Below are 24,178 nucleotides of genomic sequence, written 5' to 3' on the forward strand. Positions count from 1 at the left end.
CTGACGGCCCCCACGGTGACCATCACCATCGTGGACGACAAGGACAATAACGGCGTCATCACGCGCAATGAGGTGGGCAGTGCCACCCGCGTGGACATCCGCCTGGACTTGCCTGCCAGCGTGCAAGCGGGTGACAAGATCGAGGTGGTCGACAACCAGGGCAATGGCGTCAGCAAGATCGTCAGCGCAGCGGATGTGGCGGCCAAGCAGATCACCTTCAACGATGCCTTCCCGCTGCCCGCCTCGGGCGCCACCATTGAGGTCACCGCCAAGGTCACGGACACTGCGGGCAATGAGTCGCCGCTGTCCAAGGACGCCGCGCTGTTCGATGGCAATTACTTGCCCACCGGCACCGATGATGTGAACTCGGTGCGCGGCTATGCCACGCCCATGGCCAGCATCTTGGCCATGAACCAGGACAGCGGCACGGTGGTGCCGGCAGGCCAGACCTGGGTCACCACCGACGGTGATGCAGGCCGTGCGGTCTTCGGGCAGCTCAGCTCGCTGCTGGTGGCCGGCATGAAGGTGCAGATCAGCAGCTCGGATCATCCGGGCCAGTGGATTGACGCGGTGGTCAGCAGCGATGGTCTGCGCTGGACGGCCGTGGACAACACCACGCACAGCGGCGACTGGAGCTACACGGCCCGCGTGCTGGGCACCGATGGCGCGGTGGTCAGCACCTCGGTGGCGCAGGCGGTGGACTACCGCGATGCCGCCTCGGGTGCGCCCACCATCGAGAGCTTCGGCACGCAGCCCGGCAACAGCAGCATCGCGCTGGGTGGCGAGACCGGTGACCAGACTCTGGTGATCAATGGCCGCGCATCCGGTGGTGCAGCCAGCGCGGGCCACACCATTGAGGTCTTCGCCAATGGCATCAACAACCCCGTGGGCTCCGCCGTGGTCCAGGCCGATGGCTCTTGGAGCCTCGACCTCACCTCCACCACGCTCAAGGACGGCTCCTACAACTTCTATGCCCGTGACCGCGATGGCGGTGAATGGTCTAACAAGGCAAGCGTCGAGATCTCACCGCCCAACGGGGCACCAGAGACTTGGGTCGATTGGAACAAGCAGCTCGGCTACTTTGGAACGCCGACCATCACAGGCACCTTGCAGACCCAGAACGGGCCGGTCGGCATGACACTGACCCAACCTGGCGCCTACTATGACTACTCGTACCTCACCAACCAAGCGGGCGCTATTCGTCCGGAACTTCAAGGCTTGTTCCCTGGTGGAAGTGCAGACGGGCGTGAAGCCTATGGTGTGAGCATCTATTACGGTGACACCATGACCTTGGTCTTGGACAAGCCGGTTGAAAACCTTAACGTCTTTGTCATTGGGTCAACCAGCACGATCCAAGCGTGGGACAGAAATGGCAACTTGATCCCCCCAGCCAACTACAGCGTTGTTGCTGGTGGCGCCACGATTTCAGGCAATAGCGTCACCGGAGGCGCCGGCGGTCAAGGTGTGATTGAAATCAACGGTAACGTGGCCAAAGTGACAGTGAGCACAGGCGGTTCCGTTGATGTTCTGTTCGGGCAAAAGGCTCTCCGTAACGGCACCGCCTACGGCACGGACGACGGCTCTATCATCCCAGGCAGCCCCAGTGTCATCGACAACAGCGGCAACGATGTGCTGAGCTTCGCCACCCAGGCCGAGCTGGATGCCGCCTTGGCCAAGGGCCACATTGAAGGCGGCGACGGCATCGACACCCTGCGCTTCACGGGTAAGGGCATGCGCCTGGACCTGACCAACTTCTCCAGCACCCCAGGCGTGGACCAAGAGGTCAACAACTACGAGAAGTTCGACCTCGGCAGCGGCGGTAAGAACGCGCTGATCATGAGCGTTAACGACGTGTTGGCGCAAGGCCAAACCAATGCCTTCACCGTCAACGGCCGCACGCAAGTGATGGTGCTGGGCGACGCCACGAACAGCCTGACCTTGAGCCACTTGGTGGACCACGGCGGCGACACGGGCAACTGGGCCTCGGGCGGCACGGTGCAGGTCAACGGCGTGACCTACAACGTCTTCAACCACAGCAGCCTGCCAGCTCAGGTCTTGGTCAAGCCCGGCGTGCAAGTCCTCTTGCCAGTTGACCCCGGCACGCCGGCTGAAACCACCACCTTCCCGCAGGTCACGGGCCAGGTGTTGAGCAACGACGACGACCCAGACGGCCCCGAAAACCAACTGCGCGTGGCGGGTGTGGACAACAACCCCGGCGTCACGCCCGGTGAAAACGTGGGCAGCCGCATCGAGGGCACTTATGGCCATCTGACGCTGAACGCGGACGGCACCTACACCTATGTGGCCGACAAGTCCGCGGGCCTCACCACCCCGCAGCAGGATGTCTTCTACTACCTGCCCAAGGATGGCCAAGGAGCTTATGCCGAGAAGCCCGTCAAGCTGACCATCAATGTTGACCCGGCCCTGGCCAACGTCACCTCCGTCAGCTCGCCTGACACCGTGACCGAAGGCCAAGACCTGGTGTTCACCGTGGGCACATCCAACTCACCCTTGGCCACTGTGATGACCTTGGAAGTCCTGGACGACAAGGGAACGGCCGGTGTGGACACCACGACCCCGCTGCAAGTGAACTTCGGCGCGGGCTGGGTGAATGTGGTGGGCGGTCAGGTCACCGTTCCCGCAGGCACCACCAGCTACCAAGTCAAAGTCCCGACGGTCGATGACACCATCATCGAAGCCCTGGAGACCGTGAAGCTGAAGGTGACCTCAACCACCGGCAGCAGCGCCCAAGGCATCGGCACCATCATGGACAACGACCTGCTGGGCAACACAGTTCAAGGCACTGAGGACACCCCTGTCGCCTTGACATGGAACCATTTCAACTTGAACAACCTGCCCGGCGCAGCCTCCTTGCAGGTCACCGAACTGCCGGCCGATGGCAAGCTGGAGTTCAACGACAACGGCACCTGGCGTGCTGTGACGGTGAACCAGCAGTTCAGCAAGGCTGATGTCGACGGCGGTAAGCTGCGATTCACGCCCGATGCTCAGGAGTCCGGCGTCGATGCCTACGGTGGCAACGGTGTGGGCAATCGCCAGACGGACTACACCCAGTTCCGCTTCACGGCACTGGACGAAAAGGGCGCGCTGTATACGGGCGGCAAAGTCAGCGTCGATATCAGCCCGATCGCTGATCTGGGCACGCTGAGCGTCCAAGCGACCCCTCGGGGCGGCAGCCAACACACCTACAACTTCACCCTCACGGGGGCCTCACCAGACACGGACGGCAGCGAACGCACGCGTATCGCCGTCAAGTGGGTGGATAAGGGCATGAAGGTGGTCGATGGTGACACCGGTGCAGTGACCGAAGCCGTCAAGGACGCCAACGGCTTGGTGTGGATCGATGCCAACGACGAAATCCGCCTGGACAGTGTCTGGGCTGGTTACGGCTGTGCCTACAGCTCCAGCATCGAGTACGCCGTGTTCCGTGAGGAGGTCAACAGTGCCGGCCAGGTGCTGGATGTGGCCAGCACGGCCTACAAGACGGCGTCACACTTCTACCAGTCACCGCTGGTGCTCGACTTGAACGGCGACGGGGTGCAAACCGTCGGCATCGAGCATGGTGTGGCCTTTGACCTGAACGCCGATGGCAAGAAGGAGCAAACCGGCTGGACCGATGGCCAAGACGGCCTGCTGGTCTGGGACCGCAATGGCAATGGCCAGGTCGACAACGGCACGGAGCTGTTCGGTGACGCCACGCGCTTGAGCAATGGCCAAACCGCCCGCGACGGCTTTAGCGCGTTGGCTGACTTGGACAGCAATGGCGACGGCTTGATCACGGCTGCAGATGCACAGTTCGCCAACCTCGAAGTCTGGGTGGACAGCAACCAAGACGGGCAGACCCAAGCAGGTGAGTTGGTCGGCTTGGGCGCTGTGGGCGTGGTCTCCTTGAACCTCAACGCGCAACAAACGGAAGTGCTTCAGAACGGCAACATCATCGGCTTGACCTCTCACTACACCAAAGCCGACGGCAGTACCCATGAGCTGTCGGACGTCTGGTTCCAAACCCGTCAGAACCATTCGAGCGAAGGCAGCCTAGAGGCCAAGGATCTGCTGGTCTCTGATGACAAGATGCACCTCGTTGGCCTGAGCGAGCCCGCCCTCGCCCATCAGCCTGATGCGGTGATGGCTGCTGAGCCCCACTGGGTGGGTGGTGCGCCGACCCGGGCCCACTTCGAACGCTGGGAGGAGCACGCACAGACCATGCTTTAGAGCTTCTCTCCCCGAGGCCTCTCGGTCTCGGCTATTGCGCAAGCCACCCAAGTCTCTTGGGTGGCTTTTTTTCATGCCGACAGGATGTAAAAGGGCGCTCCCAAAGCCAAATTTCACCACCAATTTCAAGTTATTGAGAGTCTTTCCAAAAACTCGCAAGAAAACACCTCTATTTGCCAACGCATGAAAATAATCTCGATCCCCAAGCTATAACGAAAAGATCACAAAGATATAACCAAAATATAACGCATCAGATCACCACCAAGAACAACTTCAATTCGCGAACTATCTACGTCAATTTTTTCACGCCCACTAGATTTACGCGGGCGGAAACACCGAGGAGATAAGCTCAGAAGGCGCCCCTTTTTATATCAATAGAGACATCTATATTTCATTGAAGTAATATTTTTCAAGGCATCCGCCTCCACGATTTCAATAGCCACTTTCTATATCCATAAAACAGCTTCAAAAAGTGATGAATACTTCGCCTTTCATCCCTCATCAAAATCATTTTTGGGGTGATTAAAAAGCCATGGCTCCATAGAATCTACCGGTCACAGATGAAGTATTCAGGCCCGCGCCATTCCGCGAGTGAAACTACAGGAGCACATGTCCAATGAGCAAGCCCATTTCTCCCCTGCGCAGCATGCCTCTCAGCAGCGGCGTTCCCACCGGTAATCAAGGCCCCATCGTCACGGACGAGTGGTTCACCGTCAAAGCCGGGCAATCCGTGTCCGCCCATGAATCGGTGCTGCTGCTCAACGACAAGGATCTGGATGGCGGCGTGCTGAGCCTGGCAGGGATCGGCCAACCCGAACACGGATCCCTGACCCGGGCGGCCGATGGCACCCTCACTTATGTGGCCGACCCCACTTACAGTGGGTCCGACTGTTTCACCTACACGGTCAGTGATGGTCAAGGCGGCTTCACCACCGGGACGGTTTACATCACCGTCGAGAGCTGTAACCCGCCCACCAACAAGCCGCCGGTGACCCAGGACGAGTGGGTCACGGCGCAAGCGGGTGTTGCCATTTCGGCGCACGAGTCTGCGCTTTTGGCCAATGACGCCGACCCTGAAGGCGGCGCACTGACCGTGCGTAACTTCGGCAAGCCCGCCCATGGCTCGCTCACACGGGCGGCGGACGGCACCCTGACCTATGTCGCGGATCCAGGGTACAGCGGGCCCGACAGCTTCACCTACGAGGTGGTGGACGCCCAAGGCTTGGCAACCACCGCCACGGTTCACATCAATGTCATTCCCGCTACCTTGGCCGTAGCCATCACCGCCGTGGTCGACGATGTGGGAGCACAAACTGGCTCCGTCGCGCTGGGCGGGGTCACCGATGATCGGCGACCGACCATCCAAGGCCGCACCGAGGCCAACGCCACGGTCACACTATATGACGGCATCACCAAGCTCGGTGAAGTCAAGGCCGATGCCCAGGGCAACTTCAGCTTCACCCCGACAGCGGATTTGGCGCATGGCCCGCACGACTTCAAAGCCGTGGCCAGCACACCAGACGGCCGCACCGCCAACAGCAATCCCTGGAACGTCACCATTGATTGCCCCACCATTCCGCCGCTGCCGGCCCCCGCGGTCGTGATCGCCGAGGACCTGAACAATGATGGCGTGATCAACAAGGCCGAGAACACGGGCCGTGCCGATGCCGTGGTCACCCTGTCGGCTGGCGCCAAGGCCGGTGACACGCTGTTCGTCACCGACCAGACGGGTGCCAAGCAAGAGAAGCTGCTGACTGCCGCCGACATTGCCGCTAGCAAGGTCACGTTTGTGGATGGCTTTGCCATGCCCGCCGAGGGTCAGACCTTGACGCTGACGGCCCAGATTCGCAGCTCAGAAGGCGTGCTCTCCGAAAAGAGCAGCGACAGCGCCGTCATCGACACCAGCGGCCCCGGCAACCCGGTGATCACCATCGTCACGGACACCGACAACAACGGCCGCATCAACCAAACCGAGCTGACCGCCGCCGGTGGCGTCGATCTCAAGGTCGACCTGCCCGTCACTGCCAAGGCCGGCGACAAGCTCACCGTGACCGACCAGACCGGCGCCAAGATCGAGGTCATTCTGACCGCCGCTCACATCGCGGCCAAATCGGTGAGCTTCGACAATGCCTTCCCTGCGCCGGCACATGGCAGCACGATCACTGTCACTGCCACCCTCACCGACCCGGCTGGCAATGTGTCTCCGCCCAGCACAGACAGCGCCCTCATCGACTGCCCCGCGCCGCTGCCTGCCCCCGTGGTCGTGATCGCCGAAGACCTGAACAATGATGGCGTGATCAACAAGGCCGAAAACACGGGCCGCGCTGATGCCGTGGTCACCCTGTCGGCGGGCGCCAAGGCCGGTGACACGCTGTTCGTCACCGACCAGACGGGCGCCAAGCAAGAGAAGCTGCTGACCGCCGCCGACATTGCCGCTGGCAAGGTCACGTTTGTGGATGGCTTTGCCATGCCCGCCGAGGGCCAGACCTTGACGCTGACGGCCCAGATTCGCAGCGCAGAAGGCGTGCTCTCCGAAAAGAGCAGCGACAGCGCCGTCATCGACACCAGCGGCCCCGGCAACCCGGTGATCACCATCGTCACGGACACCGACAACAACGGCCGCATCAACCAAACCGAGCTGACCGCCGCCGGTGGCGTCGATCTCAAGGTCGACCTGCCCGTCACCGCCAAGGCAGGCGACAAGCTCACCGTGACCGACCAGACCGGCGCCAAGATCGAGGTCATCCTGACCGCCGCTCACATCGCGGCCAAGTCGGTGAGCTTCGACAATGCCTTCCCTGCGCCGGCACATGGCAGCACGATCACTGTCACTGCCACCCTCACCGACCCGGCTGGCAATGTGTCTCAGCCCAGCACAGACAGCGCTCTCATCGACTGCCCCGCGCCGCTGCCTGCCCCCGTGGTCGTGATCGCCGAAGACCTGAACAATGATGGCGTGATCAACAAGGCCGAAAACACGGGCCGTGCTGATGCCGTGGTCACCCTGTCGGCGGGCGCCAAGGCCGGTGACACGCTGTTCGTCACCGACCAGACGGGTGCCAAGCAAGAGAAGCTGCTGACCGCCGCCGACATCGCCGCTGGCAAGGTCACGTTTGTGGATGGCTTTGCCATGCCCGCCGAGGGCCAGACCTTGACGCTGACGGCCCAGATTCGCAGCTCAGAAGGCGTGCTCTCCGAGAAGAGCAGCGACAGCGCCGTCATCGACACCACCGGCCCCGGCAACCCGGTGATCACCATCGTCACGGACACAGACAACAACGGCCGCATCAACAAAGGCGAACTCGCCGCCGCTGGTGGCATCGACCTGAAGGTGGACCTGCCTGGCACCGCCAAAGCCGGAGATCAGTTGACCGTGACGGACCAAGAAGGCCGCACCCTGAAAGTCACGCTGACTGAGGCTCATATCGCGGCCAAGGCGGTCAGTTTCGACAATGCCTTCCCGACACCGGCTCCTGGGCAAACCATCAAGGTCACCGCGACCTTGACCGACCCGGCTGGCAATGTGTCCGCGCCCAGCACCGACAGCGCGGTCCTTGAGAACCCACCGTCGGAAGTGCTTGCCGTCAGTTCACCCCAGGTCACCGAAGGTCAAGCGCTGGTGTTCAACGTCTCCACATCGGCTTCGGACATCGACACCTTGATGACCTTGACCCTGGCATCGGGCACCGCAGTGGTGGGCACTGACACGGCCCCCAACCTCCAAGTGAATTTTGGTCAAGGCTGGATCAACCTGGTGGGCAATCAGGTGTTGGTGCCTGCAGGCACCAGCAGCTACCAGGTTCAAGTCCTGACGGTGGATGATCGATTGGTGGAACGCAGTGAGACGGTGAGCTTGACCGTTTCTTCAGGGACGATCAACAGCCGCCAGGGCGTGGGCACCATCCTGGATAACGACAACTGCAATGGCTTTGTGTCGGGCACCGAGGACACGCCCCTCGTTCTGACCTGGAGCAACTTCAATGCAGACCTGCTGCCCGGCGCACAGCCCAAGTTGCAAATCAGTGCGCTGCCTGCCGACGGCATCCTGCAGTACAACAACAATGGCACCTGGACGGCGGTCGGGCTGAATCAAGTCATCAGCAAGGCAGACATCGATGCAGGCAGGCTGCGCTTCTTGCCGGATTCGCAGGAGTCTGGCACCAATGCTTACGGTGGCGCGGGCGTTGGCAACAAGCAAGCCGACTACACCAAATTCGGTTTCACCCTGTTCAATGCCGATGGTCAAGCCCACACGGGCAGCATCATGACCGTGGACATCGCGCCGCTCGCAGACCACGGCACTTGGGAGAGTTGCGTCCCGAAGGCCACGGGCACAACAGGCCTGCACACCTGGTCGTTCTTGGGCTTGGTCAATGGCGCCGGACGATACACCTCGCCCGACATTGATGGCAGCGAGCGCACCATGGTGGCGCTCAAGTGGCAGCAGGGCATGAAGGTCACCGATGGCGACACCGGCGCTAGCTGGTGGCCGCCGCACAACCCCACGGCCCTGGTATGGATCAAGCCCAATGACTCGGTCACCGTGTGGACTGAGCGCACCGGCGAGTGCAGCTTCAGAAGCAAGCTGGAGTACGCCATCTACCGACAGGAAGTGGACAGCCAAGGCAACGTGATCAATGAGCTTTCAACCGGCTTCAAGATCGCGCAGAAGGACTATGTATCCCCCTTGATGCTCGACATGAATGGTGATGGCATTCAAACCGTCAATGTGGAGCATGGCGTGGCCTTCGACCTCATGGGCCAGGGCCAAAAAGAGCGCACCGGCTGGACCGATGGCAAAGACGGCTTCTTGGTGATGGACCGCAACGGCGACGGCCAGATCAATGACGGCACAGAGCTTTTCGGCAACGGCACACGGACGGCCGAGGGGAAGCAGGCCAAAGACGGGTTTGCCGCCTTGGCCGACCTTGACAGCAACGGTGATGGCCACATCACAGCGGCGGACGCCGAGTTTGCCAATCTGCAAGTTTGGGTGGACGGCAATGGGGACGGCCAGACCCAAGCCGGTGAGTTGGTTCATTTGGCTGACGTGGGCATTGTGTCGCTCAACCTGCAGGCCCAGCAGACCGAGGTGCTTCAGAAAGGCAACATCATCGGGCTGATGTCCAGCTTCACCAAGGCGGACGGCAGCAGCCACGAACTCGCGGATGTCTGGTTCGGACTCGATACGCAGGTGCAGCCTTCAGAGCCGCTGGCGGCCGAGGACTTGCTGAGGGGTGACGCCATGCACGAAGTGTGCTCGGGTGACCCGCGGTGCCCGCATGTCAGTGTGCTGCCGGCCCCTGAGTTGCCTGAAGTGGTGGCCTACGCCCACCTGCCGGGCCGAGTCGGTTTCGAGCGCTGGGAGGAAGCCACCCACAGCGTGATGTAAATCCCTCTGGGTCGGGCGTGGCAGCCCGACCGCAGTTTTGGCCGCTCAGCCTGGCTTGAGCGGCCTTTTTTTGCCGTCTGAGCCCGCCTCATTGGCGCGACGACCAGCGCCACACTTCGAGTTCGCTCACGGCCGAGGCTTGGTGGCCCCAGGACTGGCGCACAAAGCTCAGCAAGGCGGCCATGTCGGCATCAGACAAGTCCAGCGGGGGCATGCCATAAGGCTGTGGGTGGGCCTGGGTGGCGGGGGCAAACCCGCCATGGCGCACCACCAGCATCAGGTTGATGGCCGTGGGCTGAAGCACCGTGGGGTTGCCCGCCAAGGGGGGATAGGCCCCTGCGGCGCCCTGACCTTGCGCGCCGTGACAGTCGGCGCAGTGGGTGGTGTAGAGGCGCTGGCCTTGGCTGAGGACTGACGCCGGGGCCGCAGCCGCTGGGCTCGCTGCGGGCGGAGCCACTGGCGGCAAGGTTTGCAGGTAAGCGGCAGCGGCTCGCAGGTCTTCGACCTGCCAGTGCTGCGTGCTGTGCAACACCACCTCAGCCATGGGGCCGCTGGTGCTGCCGCGTGCCGACTGGCCCGTGCGCAGCAGTTGCACCCACTCCTCGGCGGCCTGCGGCCCAGGGGCCAATGCCAAGGGCGGCGCCCACCAGCCTTCGCCCGGCATGTGGCCACCAATCAGGCTGTCCGACGGGCCGCCCAAGGCACTGCGGGGCGCGTGGCAAGCGGCGCAGTGGCCCAAGCCGTTCACCAAATAAGACCCACGCTGGACCGGGTCCGTGCGGGGGGCGGAGGACACCTCCGGCTGCGCCGGGGTGAAGTACAGCAGGCGCCACGCAGCTTGGGCAAGCTGCGTGCCATAAGGAAAGCGCAGCGCGTGCGGCGGCGGTGTGTACCGCACCGGAGGCTGGCTCATCAGATGCGCGTAGAGCGCGTCACTGTCGGCCCGCGTCAGCTGGGTGAAGGCGGTGAACGGAAAAGCCGGCAGCAGCAGGCGGCCATCGCGCCCCCGGCCATGGTGCAAGGCCCCCCAAAAGTCTTCGGCACTCCAAGCGCCCAGGCCCGTCTCGGCGTCGGGCGTGAGGTTGCTGCTGTAGACGGTGCCAAAGGGCGTGACGATAGCTCGCCCACCCGCAAGAGGCACGCCGCCGCGTGCTGTGTGGCAGCCCGCGCAGTTGCCCAAACGGGCCAGGTAGGCCCCGCGGGCAAGTGTGGCTGCATCTGCAGCCACCGCGGGAGCCGCTGAGCTGCGGCTTGGCCCGCCCCACAGCTCACGCGCCAGCAGTGCGCCCAGGCCTAGCACGGCTGCCACGCCCAGCGCCGCCGCAAGCTTCAACATCGGCCGGGCTTTCACTTCAGCTCCGTGCTGCCGCAGCGCTGCGGCAAGGGCGCAGGCAGGCTGGCCGCAGGCTTGGCAGAGACAGGCACCGGCTGCGCAGTCAGCCATGCGGCAATGGCCGCAATCTCTTCCGTCTGCAAGGGCCGGACGATATGGGCCATGCAATCCGGCTCACGGGCGCGGCGCGTGCCGGCCCGCCAGGCCCCCAACTGCCCCACCACATAGTCTTGCGGCAAGCCCAGCAGCCCTGGGATGGCCGGCGCCACCCCCATCAAGGCGCTGCCGTGGCAGGCCACGCAGGCCGGCAGTTGGCGGCTTGGGTCGCCCTGCTGCACCAGGCGTTGGCCCGTCTGCAGTGCGGCGGGGGTGGCGGGGCGCTGGGCCACGGGCAGATAAGCCACCTCCAGGCTGGCAAAGTGGCCCGCCAGGGTGCGCAGATAGTCGTCGGTCAAGGGCGTCAGCAATCGGGCCATCGCCTCATGCGGGCGTCGCCCCTCTCTGAAGGCCAACAGTTGTTGGTAGAGGTAGGCCTCGGGCTTGCCGGCAATGCGTGGCACATAGCCCTGGGGCGACGAGCGCCCCTGCGGCCCATGGCAGCCGGTACAGGCCAAGGCGCGTTGGGCCAGGGTGTCGGGCACGCGCAATGGGGCCGTGGGCTCAGCAGCAGTGCTGGCCACCGCCCATACGAGCAGCCCAACAGCCCACCAGCGCTGCACCTTAAGCGGCCTCTTGGGCGTCGGCCAGCAAGGCGGCCAAAGCAGCGTGCACCTCGGCCTCGGCCACGCCCTCGCCCCGCTGCACCGGCGCCGATGCCAGCGCTGCCGCCCCTTCGGTCTTGAGCTTCTTGACCCACTCGCCGGCGTCCCGGCCACCGGCAAAGGCCAGGCTTTGCAGCAGGACGCGGCCGTCATGGGCACTGAGCTTGAAGTAGAACTGGCCGTCGGCCTCGCGGTATTGCTTGAACACCGGCAGTTGCGCCCGGGCCTTGGCCACGGGTGCTGCGGCCTGGGCCAGCGGCTGGAAGCGCCGCAAGCCGACGGCATGACGCAACTGAGCCAGCAGCGGCCCCGCAATGGCCCGCGCCTTGGCGGCGCCCTTTTGAAGAATGGCTTCAATGTCTTCAGGGCGCGCCATCAGCGCGTCGTAGCGCTCGCGCATGGGGCCGATCTGGCCATTGATCTGCTCAAACAAGCGCTGCTTGGCCTCGCCCCAGGCCAGGCCTGCACGCAACTCGGCGCGGAAGGCCGCACGCTGCTCGGGCGTGGCGAAGGCATCAAAAATCTGGATCAGCGCCGTGCCCTCGGGCTCCTTGGGCTCGCCCGGCAGCTTGCTGTCGGTGACGATGCGGGCAATCGCGTCGCGCAGCGCCTTCTCGCCGCCTTCAAACAGCGGGATGACGTTGTCATAGCTCTTGCTCATCTTGCGGCCGTCCAAGCCCGGCAGCAGCTCCATCTCGGCGTCGATCTGGGCTTCAGGCAGCACGAAGAAGTCTTTGCCTTGCCCGAAGAGATGGTTGAAGCGCTGAGCCACGTCGCGCGTCATCTCGATGTGTTGCGCCTGGTCCTTGCCCACCGGCACGATGTGGGCGTTGAACATCAAGATGTCCGCTGCCATCAGGATGGGATAGCTGTAGAGGCCCATGGTGATGCCGGCATCTGGGTCTTCACCCGCTGCCACATTGGCATCCACCGCGCCCTTGTAGGCATGGGCCCGGTTCATCTGGCCCTTGGAGGTCACACAGGTCAGCAGCCAGGTCAGCTCTGGGATCTCGAGGATGTCGCTCTGGCGATAGAACACCGCACGCTCGGTGTCCAGCCCAGCGGCGATCCAGGTGGCGGCGATCTGCAGGCGCGAGGCTTCAATGCGGGCCGGGTCGTCGCACTTGATCAGCGCGTGGTAGTCGGCCATGAAGAAGAAGCTCTCCATGTCCGGCCTTTGGCTGGCTGAAATGGCGGGCCGCAAAGCGCCCACATAGTTGCCCAGGTGCAAAGTGCCGGTGGTGGTGATGCCAGTGAGAACGCGTTGAGTGGCCATGGGGCTGTGAAATGCTTGGAAGGTCAGAGCGCTGGATTGTCACCCAGCGCACCGTACTTGCACGCAAGACCCAGTGCTCAACGCCGTGCTCGAAGCGCCTGCAACACCGCCCGGATCTCATCGCTGGGCCGCTGTGGCTCCTTCCAGTAGGCCGAGCAATCCGACTTGCGGGCCAGCAAGCCCATCTCCACCAGCTCACGCCGGGGCGTCACATGGTCGCCATAGGTGGTCCAGGCCTTCAGGATGTCATTGACCTCGCGCTCGGTGTAGGTGCGGCCGCTGTCAAAGCGCAGCCACAGACCCCACATGGCAATGCGCTGCACGCTGAACTTGTGCGGCCAGCGCGCCAGGCGGCCCAGTTCGTCAAACTGCGTCAGTGCTTTGGCCGCACTGGCGGACAGGGGCGGGGTGCCGGGCTCCACCGAGGCTGGCGCAGGCGCTTTCGGCGCAGACGGGGCCCGCATCACGGGCGCAGGGCTCGGTTGGGCCTTCAGGGCTTGGTAGTTGCGGTGGCCCGCTGCACGGGCCAGCATGTTCAGCAGCGCGAGGTGGCTGGGCACCACTTGGTTGGCCGTCGCCCCTTGGGCTTCAGCGTACGTGGCCAATTGGCTGCGCAGCGCCTTGGCCAGGGCCGACGCATCAGCCGTCTGCAGCGCCACGGTTTGGCGGCTGCGAGTCGATGAGGAGGAGGAGGAGGAAGAAGATTCAGAAGAAGTCGCCATGACATCACACTCCGGGCGCGAAACGCGAAGGGCCGATGACGCTAGGCACATCGGTCAGGCTGGGATCGCCGACTTGCAGCCGCGTTTCACGCTCTGGGCAGAGGGATGAAAGATGCGGATGAATCTCTTGGGAGAACTGAGGCAGGTTTAGCTCGTGAACCAAAGGTCACGCGGCGATGCCTGGGTGAACTGCCGACCGGGGCCGCATCATACACGCAGGGTGTAGTAGCGAAAGGTCTCATCCAACCGCCACCCCAGCGACTCATAAAGCGCCTGCGCCCGCGTGTTGGTGTGGGCGGTGGAGAGGTCCAGCCGCACCGCACCCAGGTGGGCTGCGGCCTCGCGCGCTGCTTGCATCAGCGCCTTGCCCACGCCGCCGCGCCGGGCATCGGGGCTCACAAACAGGTCATAGAGCATGGCCGTGCAGGCCATCTCCACGGAGCACCAGGTGGGGTAGAGCTGCACAAAGCCCAGCACGGGGCCAACGCCGCCCACCTGTGCCACGTAAATCACCGACTCAGCCTGCGTCATGCGGGCTTGCAGAAACGCTTGCGCTGCGGGCACATCCGAGGCTTGCTCGTAGAACTGGCGGTAGGCGTCGAACAAGAGCGCGAGCTCGGGCAGGTCGGCCAGAAGGGCCGGTCGGGTGGTGAGGGCGGTGTTCATGTCAGCGCGCTTTGTGGTCCCAGTGGAAGTGGTGCAACAGGCGGTACAAAACGGGGATGAACATCGGTCAGGCGGGGATCGCCGACTTGCAGCCGCGCTTCACGCTCAAGGCCAAGGGGCAAAAAATGCGGATGAATCTGTGGCGGGAACTGAGACAGGTCCGACCCGTGAGCCTCAGGTCACGCGACGAGGTCTGGATGAGCCGCAAACCGGGACCGGATCAAACGTACAAGGAGTAGTAGCGCAAGGTCGTGTCCAACTCCCACCCCAGCGACTCATACAGCGCCTGGGCCTCGGTGTTGGTGTGGGCGGTAAAGAGATCCATCATGACGGCGCCCATCTGCGTCGCCTCCTCTCGTGCGGCCAGCATCAGCACCCTGCCGACACCGCATCGCCGAGCATTGGGGCTGACATACAGGTCATTCAGCATGGCCGTGCGAGCCATTCTTCCGAAGCACCACGTCGGACAGATCAAGGCAAAGCCCAGCAATGCACCTTGGCCCTCGCGCTGCGCCACACAGATGCGTGCCTCACCGCTTGCCACTCGTGCTTCCAAAAAAGCCCGTACAGCGGGCACGTCTGAGGGCAGCTCATGGAACTGGCGGTGGGCGTCAAACAGGCCCGCCAACTCGGGCAGATCTGCCCCAGTGGCCAATCGGGTGGTGAGGGCGGTGTTCATGTCAGCGGGCTTTGTCGTCCCAGTGGAAGTGGTGCAGCAGGCGGTGCAACACCGGGGTGAACATCATGGCGGCGGTAACGATGAACACCAAGCCGGCATACAGCGCATAGCAGCCGGCAAAGATCTTGCCGCCCACGGTTTGCGGCGGGTTCACTGGGCCCATGCCGCCCAGCAGCATGGCAGCGTTCAAAAAGGCATCGACCAGGCTCAAGTGCTCAAAAACCATGTAGCCCGCCATGCCCAGCAGCAAGGAGCACATCAACAAGGCCAGCACCCAAGCGGCTTGGCCCAACAAACGGCGATGAAACTCCGGTCGCGTCAGCGGCCGGGCGGAGCGTGGTTCATACATGACGGTCGGGTTCAGGACGGCGCAAAGCTGCATTGTGCGGCGACACAGCGGGCTTTTGGTGCTGAGCAGGAGGGATGGCCCCTACACTGCGCAGCACCATGTCCACCACCGCCCCTGACCTGCCCCTGTGGCCTTGCCTTCACTCAGCCCGCCATGCCTTGAACCCGCGCCGGGCCGTGATGCTTCAAGGCCCGTCGGCCGAGGTCGCCATCGGCAGTGTGGCCGAGGCGCACCTTGCCGCCTTGGCGGCATGGCCCGAATGGGTCCAGATCAGTGCGGACGCCGTGCGGCTGAGGCTGGGCGACAGCCACGACGCCGTCTCTGCGAGCTGGGCCACCCTCAACGCCGCGCTGCGCGCCCAAGGCTTGATCCTGGCCTGGCGCGATGAGCCCTACGGCGTGTGGGATGAGCATGGGGTCAGCCACGCCACCATTGAGCGGGCCGCCTCACGCTTTTGGGGCACGCTGACCTTGGGCGCTCATTGCAATGGTTATGTGGCCGACGACCATGGCCGCCCGACCCACATTTGGGTGGCGAAGCGGGCTCTGAACAAACCCACCGACCCCGGCATGCTGGACAACTTGATCGGCGGTGGCGTGCCCTTGGGTCAAAGCCCCTGGGAGGCGCTGCAGCGCGAAGCCTTTGAAGAAGCCGGTCTGGCCCCCGACGAGATCGCGCAAGCCACACCGGGCAGCGTGATTGAATTGCACTGCGACATCCCCGAAGGCTTGCAGCGCGAACACCTGCATGTGTTTGACCTGCACTTAGCCCAAGGCCGAAGCCCTGTGAATCAAGACGGCGAAGTGGCCTGGCATCAATGCTGGCCGGTGGCCGACGCTTTGGCCGCCGCCGCCCAGGGCCAGATGACGGTGGATGCCGCCTTGGCGACGCTGGACTTTGCGGTGCGCTGGGGTTTGATCACGCCCCAAGACCCTGCTGCTGAGGCACTGAAGCCCCTGCTACAGGCCCAGAAGCCTGCTTGAAGGCCCCATCCGCTGTTCAAGCCGACTGAAGGCTGACTTGCAAGGGCGTGAACGCCCGCCGCGCTGTGCTTAGCGACACTGCCAAGCATTGAACAACGATTGGCGGCCCTTGGGCTTGCGCACCTTATGACCCCTGTTCCTTTGCATCCAGAAGCCCGCTACAGCGGTGTGGCCATGGCGTTTCATTGGCTGCTGGCCGTGATGATTGTGGTGGCGTTTTGCGTCGGCGTGTACATGCACGAGCTGCCCATGTCGCCCGACAAGCTCAAGCTCTACAGCTATCACAAGTGGGCCGGTGTGATCATCTTGGGCCTCTCAGCCCTGCGCTTGCTCTGGCGCCTGACGCACAAGCCGCCAGCCGACCTGCCCGCCCCCGCCTGGCAGCACAAGGTGGCGCATCTGACGCACGGCGCGCTGTATGCCCTGTTCTTCATCGTGCCCCTGGTGGGCTGGGCCTATAGCTCGGCGGCGGGCTTCCCGGTGGTGCTGTTTGGCGTGCTCCCTCTGCCCGACTTTGTGCCCGTGGACAAGGCCTTGGCCGAATTGATCAAGCCCTGGCATGAGCGCACCGCCATGCTGCTGGCTTTGCTGGTGTTGATGCATGTGGGCGCGGCCCTGAAGCACCACTTCATCGACAAAGACAGCACCCTGGCCCGTATGCGGCCGCAGTTTTGAAAGGACTCTCCATGCTTCGCCCCCTTTCTTTGGCGCTGGCCGCCAGCCTGCTCTCAGCCCCTGCTGCCTTTGCGCAGCAAAAGGTCAACCCGGCCCAGAGCGAGATCGTCTTCACCTCACGCCAAATGGGCGTGCCGGTGGATGGCAAGTTCCGCAAGTGGGACGCCCAGATCAGCTTTGACCCCAAGAAGCTGGAAGCCAGCAAGGTCAGCTTCCAGATCGACACTGGCAGCGCCAGCTTGGGCGTACCCGAGACCGACGCTGAACTGCCCAAGTCCACTTGGTTCAGTGTGGCCAAGTTCCCGCAGGCCAGCTTTGCCTCCAGCGGCATCAAGGCCCTGGGCGGCGGCAAGTTTGAGGTCAGCGGCAAGCTGATCATCAAGGGCCAAACCCGCGACATCGTGGTACCTGTGGCGCTGAGCCAGGCTGGCGGCGCCACCACCGCCACCGGCGCCTTCGCCATCAAGCGCCTGGACTTCAAGATTGGTGAAGGCGAATGGGCCGACACCTCCATGGTGGCCAACGATGTGCAGGTGCGCTTCAAGCTCAGCCTGACGGGCGTGGCGCCACTTTGATTCACTCTTTTCACACCCTCCTTGACTGAAGGACGACTCCCATGAACTTCCGCACTGCTCTCGTTGCTGCAAGCTTGGCCGCTGCCGGCACCGCCCACGCTCAATCGGCGACCTACGCCATTGACCCCACCCATACTTTTGTGACCTTCGAGACTGCCCATTTCGGCACCTCCACCAACCGCGGCCGTTTCGACAAGAAAGAAGGCACGGTGCAGTTCGACCGCGCTGGCAAGAGCGGAAAGGTCGAGCTGACTCTCGACATGAACTCGATCAACACCGGCACCGCGCCGTTTGACAAGCATTTGAAGAGCGCCGACTTCTTCAACACCGACGCTCACCCCACGGCCAAGTTTGTGAGTGACAAGTTTGTCTTCAATGGCGACAAGGTGGCTGAAGTCGCCGGCAGCCTCACCCTGCTGGGCAAAACCAACCCGGTCACCCTGAAGGCCACCAACTTCAACTGCTATCAAAGCCCCATGCTCAAGCGCGAAGTGTGCGGCGGCGACTTTGAAGCCACCATCGACCGCTCGCAGTGGGGCGTGGACTACGGCCTGAACTGGGGCTTCCCCAAGCAGGTTCGCCTGGTCATCCAGGTCGAAGCCGTCAAGCAATAAGGCCCGCTCTCGCTCGCCCGCCTGGCCTCCCTCGGGAGGCCTTTGTCATGGCGGCGATAATTCGCGGTTTCCTGCCTGATGTGAAAGCTGCCCCATGACCGCCCCCGACGATTGGCAACACGACCGCGAAGTCGGCGTCGCAGCCAACCCCGCCAGCCCCTCCACCCTGGACACCACCCGCGTGGACGATGTGCGCATTGGCGCGGTGAGGCCTTTGATCTCCCCCGCGCTGCTGCTGGACGACCTGCCCCTCACGCCCGCAGCACAGGCGGTGGTGGAGCAGTCGCGCAGCGACATTGCCCGCATCTTGGCCGGCCAAGACGACCGCCTGATCGTGGTGGTGGGCCCCTGCTCCATCCACGACCACGAGCAAGCCCTGGCCTATGCCCGCCTGCTCAAAGCCCGGGCCGAAGCCCTGCAGCAAGACCTGCTGGTGGTGATGCGGGTCTACTTTGAAAAGCCGCGCACCACCGTGGGCTGGAAGGGTTTCATCAACGACCCGCGTCTGGACGGCAGTTTCCGCATCAATGAAGGCCTGCGTCGCGCGCGGCAGTTGCTGCTGGAGATTGTGGAGATGGGCCTGCCCGCAGGCACCGAGTTTTTGGACTTGCTCTCGCCGCAGTACATCGCCGATGTGGTGTCGTGGGGCGCCATTGGCGCCCGCACCACCGAGAGCCAAAGCCACCGCCAACTGGCCTCGGGCCTCTCTTGCCCGGTGGGCTTCAAGAATGGCACCGATGGCGGCGTGAAGGTGGCGGCCGATGCCGTGGTGGCCGCAGCGGCCTCACATGCCTTCATGGGTATGACCAAGATGGGCCAGGCGGCGATTTTTGAAACACGAGGCAATGCGGATTGCCACGTGATCTTGCGCGGCGGCAAGGCGCCCAACTACGGCGCCGAGCATGTGCAGGCCGCCTGCCAAGCCTTGGCCGCCGCCAAGCTGCGCGAGCAGGTGATGATCGACTTCTCCCATGCCAATTCGTCCAAGCAGCACCAAAAGCAAGTCGAGGTCGGCGAGGACGTGGCTCGGCAAATGGAAGCGGGCGAGCGCCGCATCACCGGCGTGATGATTGAAAGCCACCTGGAAGCGGGCCGCCAAGACCTGCAAGAAGGTGTGGCTCCCCGCTGGGGCGTGTCCGTGACGGACGCCTGCATTGGCTGGGCCGACACCGCCAGCCTGCTGGACCGCTTGGCACAGGCCGTGCGGGCCCGCCGCAGCGCTGCATAAGGCACGCACCCCAAAGCAAGAAGCCGCCCTCGGGCGGCTTTTTTGTTCCTGCGGCAGAGATCACTGCAGCATCTGGTGCCCGCTCACATAGAGCGAGGGGCGGAAGTCCTGCTGCTCGTTCTTGTCATCCACCATGGCCCAGAGCGTGAGCTTGGCCGCCGACATGGGCTTGGCAAAGAAATAGCCTTGCAGCTCGTCGCAGTTCAGGCTCAGCAAGATGTCGCGTTGGCGCGCAGTCTCGACGCCTTCAGCCACCACGCGCAAGCCCAGCGCATGCGCCAGCTTGATCACGGCATCCACCACCGCCAAGGCGTCAGTGGAGGTGTCCAGGTCCATCACAAAGGAGCGGTCGATCTTCAACTGCCGGGCCGGCAGCTTGCGCAAATAAGCCAAGCTGGAGTAGCCGGTGCCAAAGTCGTCAATCGACACCGTGGAGCCCAAGTGCGCCAACTGCGCAAAGGCCTTCATGGTGGCTTGGGTGTCCTCCATGGCCACGCTTTCGGTGATCTCGAAGGTCAGCAGCGAGGCGTCGATGCGATGGCTCTCCACCGAGCGGCGAATGCGCTGCACCAAGTCCTCTTGGCGCAATTGGTGAACAGACAGGTTGACAGCCACCCGCATCCGCAAGCCTTGGTCCAGCCATTCGCGCAATTGGCGGCAAGACTCTTCCAAGACCCAGTTGCCCAAGGCACCGATCAAGCCAAAGCGCTCAGCCACTGGGATGAAGATGCCCGGCATCACCAAGCCACGCTTGGGATGGTGCCAGCGGATCAGGGCCTCAGCGCCGGTGATCTGGCCGGACTTGCCGTCAATCTTGGGCTGGTAATAGAGCTCGAGCTCGCTGCGCTCGATGGCGCTGCGCAAGTCATGCTGGATCTCCAACTGATTGCGCGCGTCCTGCTCCATGCTGGACTCAAAGAACGCATAGGTTGAGCCGCCAGCCCGCTTGGCCGCGTACATGGCCGCGTCAGAGTTGGCCAGCAGCTTTTTCGCAGGGCCGCCCTCGGGGTACATCACGATGCCGACCGAGCAGGAGAGATTCACCTCCACACCGTTGGGCAGGGTATAGGGCTGGCTCACGGCGTCCAGCACACGCTGGGCGACCTGGGCCGCGCCGGTGTCGCCCCCAGGGCGCTCGGCCAGCAGCAAGAATTCATCGCCGCCGACGCGAGCCACCACATCCGACTGGCGCGCCAGTTGCTGCAGGCGGCGGCCCACATCGCGCAACACCGCGTCGCCTGCCACATGGCCGAAGGAGTCGTTGACCGGCTTGAAGCCGTCCAGGTCGATGAACAGCACAGCCAAGGAGCTGGGGTCGGTGCCGACACGCTCCAAGGCTTCGTTGAGCTTTTCTTCAAACAGCGTGCGGTTGGGCAGGCGTGTCAGGGGGTCGGCCAGGGCCAAGTCGCGCAGACGGCGGTTGGCCTCACTCAAGGAGGACGCCAGCAACAAGTTGCGGCCATGCGCACGCGAGTCCACTAGCACCCCAAACAAGCCCAGCAACACCGCCAGGGTGCCGCCCGACGAGACGAGCTGGATCACATTGCGGTCCAGCGCCGTGCCTTCGGTCAGCACGGCCGCGGCTTGAAAGCCCATGCGCGAGATGGCGATGTCCTGCGCCATGCCGGCCAGCAGGCCAAAGATGCACGCCCCCACCCATTGACGAGAGCTGAACTTGCCCAGGTCGGCCCAGCGGGTGCCGAAGGCCAACCACAAAGCCGCCATACCGCTCGCAAAGACCAAGCCCATGGGCGCCAATGGAATGCGCTGCGTCACCACGCTCAAGGAGCTGACGCCCACAAAGCTGCGCTGGGCCAGCGCCATCACGCCCCACCACAAGATGGCCCACAGCACCGCTTGCACCACGACCATGGCCTCTTCGCGCAGCTTGAGCTTGGTGGACGACAACACCACGGCAGAGCCTAACACCGCGACCAGCCAGGTCACGCCCAGGCCATTGGGCCGATAGGCCAGCTCCCAAGGCAGCTCAACGGCACTCAGGGCAAAGTACTGCGCCGCCCACAGGCCGCTGCCGCAGGTCACCGCCCCCGCCACCCACCAGACACTGGCGGTGATGAGGTCCGAGGAGTTCATGCGGCGCAGGCTGTGCATCAGGAGCCCCACGCTCAGCGTGGACACCAAGGCAGACAGCAGCGTCGGTAACCAAAGTAGGGTGGGAGTCAGGGCAGCATCCATGAGTTCAGCGGGTTATCCGCCAGCCTTTGCATTCTCTCAAGGTGTTATCGGCCAGAAACGTGAACCTTGACCGCCTTCCCACCCCAATTCGAGCTTTGATGCCACTTTTGACCCCGCTTTCAGCGAAAGCCCATGCTGCGACGTTGCCGCACCTCCGGCTTGACGCGATGCTCGGCCTCCAGTTGCAGCAAGAACTCGTCGCCCGTCAGTGCCTCGCCCAAAATCTCGACCTGCCGCCGCACCGCCGCAAAATCGCCCGGCACCAGTTGATCCAGGCCATTCAGACGCTGGGTTTGCTCGGCACTGGGCTCGATGTCGGAACTGCCCAAAGCCTCTTGCGCAAACATGCGCAAGCGCTGAGCCGGCGTCAAGGCCTTGAAGTGGATCTTGAAGGTGAAGCGCCGCAGCGCGGCCTCATCCAGGTCTTCAAACAAGTTGGTGGTGCAGATGAAGATGCCCGCAAAGCGCTCCATGCCTTGCAGCATCTCGTTGACCTCGCTGATCTCATACGAGCGCTCCGCACGGCGGCGGCTGCGCAAAAAGCTATCGGCCTCGTCGAGCAGCAACACCGCTTCTTCTTGCTCAGCGGCCTCGAACATGCGGGCCATGTTTTGCTCGGTCTCGCCCACAAACTTGCTCATGATGTCGCTGGCTTGGCGCACCATCAAGGGGCGGCCCAAGGCCTGGGCCATGTGCTCGGCCAGCGCCGTCTTGCCACTGCCGGGCAGGCCGTAAAAGCACAGCGCCCCGTGACTGCGGGCTTTGAGGGCCTCCACCATGCGCTCCACCGGGAAGCGGCTTTCGATGTTCAACAGATCGAGTGCATAGTGGGTGACCGAGGGGCGGGCACTGCGCTCGCGCCGGGCCGCACTGCCCAAGGCTTTGTCGGCGTGGCTGAGCTGCCGCTCGATCAAACCCTGCGCTTGGGCGGGCTCACCGGCGAGCTGAGCAAAGCGCACGGCGGTGCGGATCTGCGCCGGGGTCAGCCCGGGCCGCTCAGCCAACTTGGCGGCAAACTCAGGGGCCACCTCCACCTCAGCCAAGGCACGGCGGATCATGGCCTCGCGGGCGCCGGGCGGCGGTGAGCGCAGTTCGAGGTGGTATTGAAAACGGCGCCGGAAGGCTGGGTCGATCTGCTCGATGCGGTTGGTGATCCAGATCACCGGCACCGGGTTGGTCTCCAGAATTTGGTTCACCCAGGCCTTGCCACTGACGCTGGCTCCCGTTTGCCCATCTGACGACTCTAAGCGCGCCATCAGCTGCGCGGTGTCCGAGGGCAACGAGGGGAACACATCCTCCACCTCGTCAAACAGCAGCGCCACCTGCGGGCTGCTCTTCAAGAACACTTGGCTGAGCTGCAGAGAGCGGTAACGGTCCCGCCCGGTGAGTGAGTTGCCGTCTCGGTCGGCATACTCCACCTCGTACAGCTCCAGCCCCGCATGCGCGGCGCATACCTTGGCCAGCTCCGTCTTGCCGGTGCCCGGCGGGCCATAGAGCAGCACATTGACGCCCGGCGCTTTGCGCGCCACGGCTTCAGTGAGCAGGCGGCTGAGCACGCGCACTTCTTCGTCCACGAATTGAAAGTCCGCCACGCCCAGGCTGGTCGGTGTGGCCGGGCGGGTGAACACCGCCATCAAATCGCTCGGGTCACGGTACTCCCGCATCAGCACCGGCGGCAATTGCTCGCTGACCTTCATCAGGTCGGAGAGGTCGGTGATGTTGTGCTCGGACAGCAGGTTTTCCACCATGCCCGTGCGCTCTAAGCGCGAGCCGGCGCGCAGGGCCTCGGCCACCTCAGCTTCATCGACCTGCGCCACTTGGGCGATGGCGGCATAGGCCTCGCGGGCGTTGGAGACCTTGAACTCCACCAAGAGCATGCGCAGGTCACGCTGGTAGCGGGTCAGCGTGCCATAGAGCAGCAAGGCCCGCTCGGCGGGGTTGAGCTGCAACAAGCCGCCCAGGGCCGCGATGTTTTTTTCGACCAGGGTGGTGTTCTTTTTCAAGTCTCGGGCCAGCCAATCCGCAGTGGCAGCCAAGGCCGTCAGCACATCTTTGGGCGCATCTTTGATGACCTCGTCGATGTAGAAGTACAGCGAGCCCTCCTCATAGGGGCCGCTCCAGGCGCCGTGCCGCTCGATAAATGCCTCATCGCTCAGGCCTTCATGCCCGGCCCAGTGCGCGTTGCCCTCGCAGCGCCGCTGCAAAAAGCCGCGCACGCGTTGCAACACATCCACGGGCCACACCATGTGGCGGGCCGTCAAGCTGAGCAGGGCGTTCCAGTCGCGCCGCAAATTAAAGCGCCCTGGGGACGAGAGGGTGAGCGTCAGCACAAAGTGCGAGCACAGGCGGTCCATCAGCGGCGCCTGGGCCAAGCCCGGAGACAACACAAGATCGGAATGCGTCTGGCGATGTCTTTGTTTCACTGGACTCCCCCTGCGGCCACCGAGAAAAGGCAGCCCCCGCGCCATCTTCACTCAGCACCGCCCCTTTGGGCAAGCC

Annotated in this window: 16 protein-coding genes; 7 read left to right on the forward strand and 9 right to left on the reverse strand. The window is 63.7% G+C overall.

The annotated features are described in order from the left end of the window. Together KAK11_RS19740 and KAK11_RS19745 are read left to right on the forward strand one after the other, a co-directional pair. On the forward strand, window positions 1–4,230 hold a 4,230-nt coding region (locus tag KAK11_RS19740; RefSeq protein WP_210811179.1), incomplete at its 5' end, for an SPM autocatalytic domain-containing protein. A 616-nt stretch (window positions 4,231–4,846) separates the two neighbouring features. Beyond that, on the forward strand, window positions 4,847–9,622 hold the full coding sequence (locus KAK11_RS19745) for a cadherin-like domain-containing protein (RefSeq protein WP_210811180.1): 4,776 nt from the start codon (window positions 4,847–4,849) through the stop codon (window positions 9,620–9,622). A gap of 88 nt (window positions 9,623–9,710) precedes the next feature. Here the strand turns inward: KAK11_RS19745 and KAK11_RS19750 are convergent, their stop codons facing one another. The 7 genes from KAK11_RS19750 to KAK11_RS19780 all read right to left on the reverse strand — a co-directional run bounded on the left by KAK11_RS19750 (window position 9,711) and on the right by KAK11_RS19780 (window position 15,408). After that, entirely contained in the window at window positions 9,711–10,958 is a 1,248-nt protein-coding gene (locus tag KAK11_RS19750) for a cytochrome c (RefSeq protein WP_210811181.1), read from the reverse strand. An 11-nt stretch (window positions 10,959–10,969) separates the two neighbouring features. Beyond that, entirely contained in the window at window positions 10,970–11,674 is a 705-nt protein-coding gene (locus KAK11_RS19755) for a c-type cytochrome (protein WP_210811182.1), read from the reverse strand. A 1-nt stretch (window position 11,675) separates the two neighbouring features. Further along, window positions 11,676–12,992 carry a tryptophan--tRNA ligase gene (locus KAK11_RS19760; protein ID WP_210811183.1) on the reverse strand — a complete coding sequence of 439 codons (1,317 nt, stop codon included), beginning with the start codon at window positions 12,990–12,992 and terminating at the stop codon, window positions 11,676–11,678. Window positions 12,993–13,069: 77 nt separating this feature from the next. Continuing rightward, window positions 13,070–13,714, reverse strand: coding sequence for a DUF2087 domain-containing protein (locus KAK11_RS19765; RefSeq protein WP_210811184.1), 645 nt, complete (start codon window positions 13,712–13,714; stop codon window positions 13,070–13,072). 207 nt (window positions 13,715–13,921) lie between these two features. Then, window positions 13,922–14,380: a GNAT family N-acetyltransferase gene (locus tag KAK11_RS19770; protein WP_210811185.1), complete on the reverse strand. Its 459-nt coding sequence runs from the start codon at window positions 14,378–14,380 to the stop codon at window positions 13,922–13,924. Window positions 14,381–14,600: 220 nt separating this feature from the next. Continuing rightward, window positions 14,601–15,059 carry a GNAT family N-acetyltransferase gene (locus KAK11_RS19775; RefSeq protein ID WP_210811186.1) on the reverse strand — a complete coding sequence of 153 codons (459 nt, stop codon included), beginning with the start codon at window positions 15,057–15,059 and terminating at the stop codon, window positions 14,601–14,603. Between the two features lies 1 nt (window position 15,060). After that, window positions 15,061–15,408 (reverse strand): hypothetical protein, encoded by a 348-nt coding sequence (locus KAK11_RS19780; protein ID WP_210811188.1) that lies wholly within the window; start codon window positions 15,406–15,408, stop codon window positions 15,061–15,063. A gap of 74 nt (window positions 15,409–15,482) precedes the next feature. On the opposite strand from KAK11_RS19780, the gene KAK11_RS19785 reads away from it, so the two are divergent. From KAK11_RS19785 to KAK11_RS19805, 5 genes are all read left to right on the forward strand, one after another. Then, window positions 15,483–16,391 carry an NUDIX hydrolase gene (locus tag KAK11_RS19785; protein ID WP_246499176.1) on the forward strand — a complete coding sequence of 303 codons (909 nt, stop codon included), beginning with the start codon at window positions 15,483–15,485 and terminating at the stop codon, window positions 16,389–16,391. A 126-nt stretch (window positions 16,392–16,517) separates the two neighbouring features. Continuing rightward, on the forward strand, window positions 16,518–17,066 hold the full coding sequence (locus tag KAK11_RS19790) for a cytochrome b (RefSeq protein ID WP_210811189.1): 549 nt from the start codon (window positions 16,518–16,520) through the stop codon (window positions 17,064–17,066). Between the two features lie 11 nt (window positions 17,067–17,077). Continuing rightward, on the forward strand, window positions 17,078–17,641 hold the full coding sequence (locus tag KAK11_RS19795; protein ID WP_210811190.1) for a YceI family protein: 564 nt from the start codon (window positions 17,078–17,080) through the stop codon (window positions 17,639–17,641). A gap of 41 nt (window positions 17,642–17,682) precedes the next feature. Beyond that, window positions 17,683–18,255 (forward strand): YceI family protein, encoded by a 573-nt coding sequence (locus KAK11_RS19800; RefSeq protein ID WP_210811191.1) that lies wholly within the window; start codon window positions 17,683–17,685, stop codon window positions 18,253–18,255. Window positions 18,256–18,349: 94 nt separating this feature from the next. Further along, a complete protein-coding gene (locus KAK11_RS19805; RefSeq protein ID WP_210811193.1) occupies window positions 18,350–19,483 on the forward strand; it encodes a 3-deoxy-7-phosphoheptulonate synthase in 1,134 nt (377 codons plus the stop codon). A gap of 60 nt (window positions 19,484–19,543) precedes the next feature. On the opposite strand, the gene KAK11_RS19810 is transcribed toward KAK11_RS19805, so the two are convergent. Continuing rightward, window positions 19,544–21,679 (reverse strand): putative bifunctional diguanylate cyclase/phosphodiesterase, encoded by a 2,136-nt coding sequence (locus tag KAK11_RS19810; RefSeq protein ID WP_210811194.1) that lies wholly within the window; start codon window positions 21,677–21,679, stop codon window positions 19,544–19,546. A 119-nt stretch (window positions 21,680–21,798) separates the two neighbouring features. Next, window positions 21,799–24,102, reverse strand: coding sequence for an ATP-binding protein (locus tag KAK11_RS19815; protein WP_375140704.1), 2,304 nt, complete (start codon window positions 24,100–24,102; stop codon window positions 21,799–21,801). Window positions 24,103–24,178: the final 76 nt, after the last annotated feature.

Origin of the sequence: Ideonella paludis (assembly GCF_018069865.1) — a bacterium.
Classification (GTDB): Bacteria; Pseudomonadota; Gammaproteobacteria; order Burkholderiales; family Burkholderiaceae_C; genus Ideonella; species Ideonella paludis.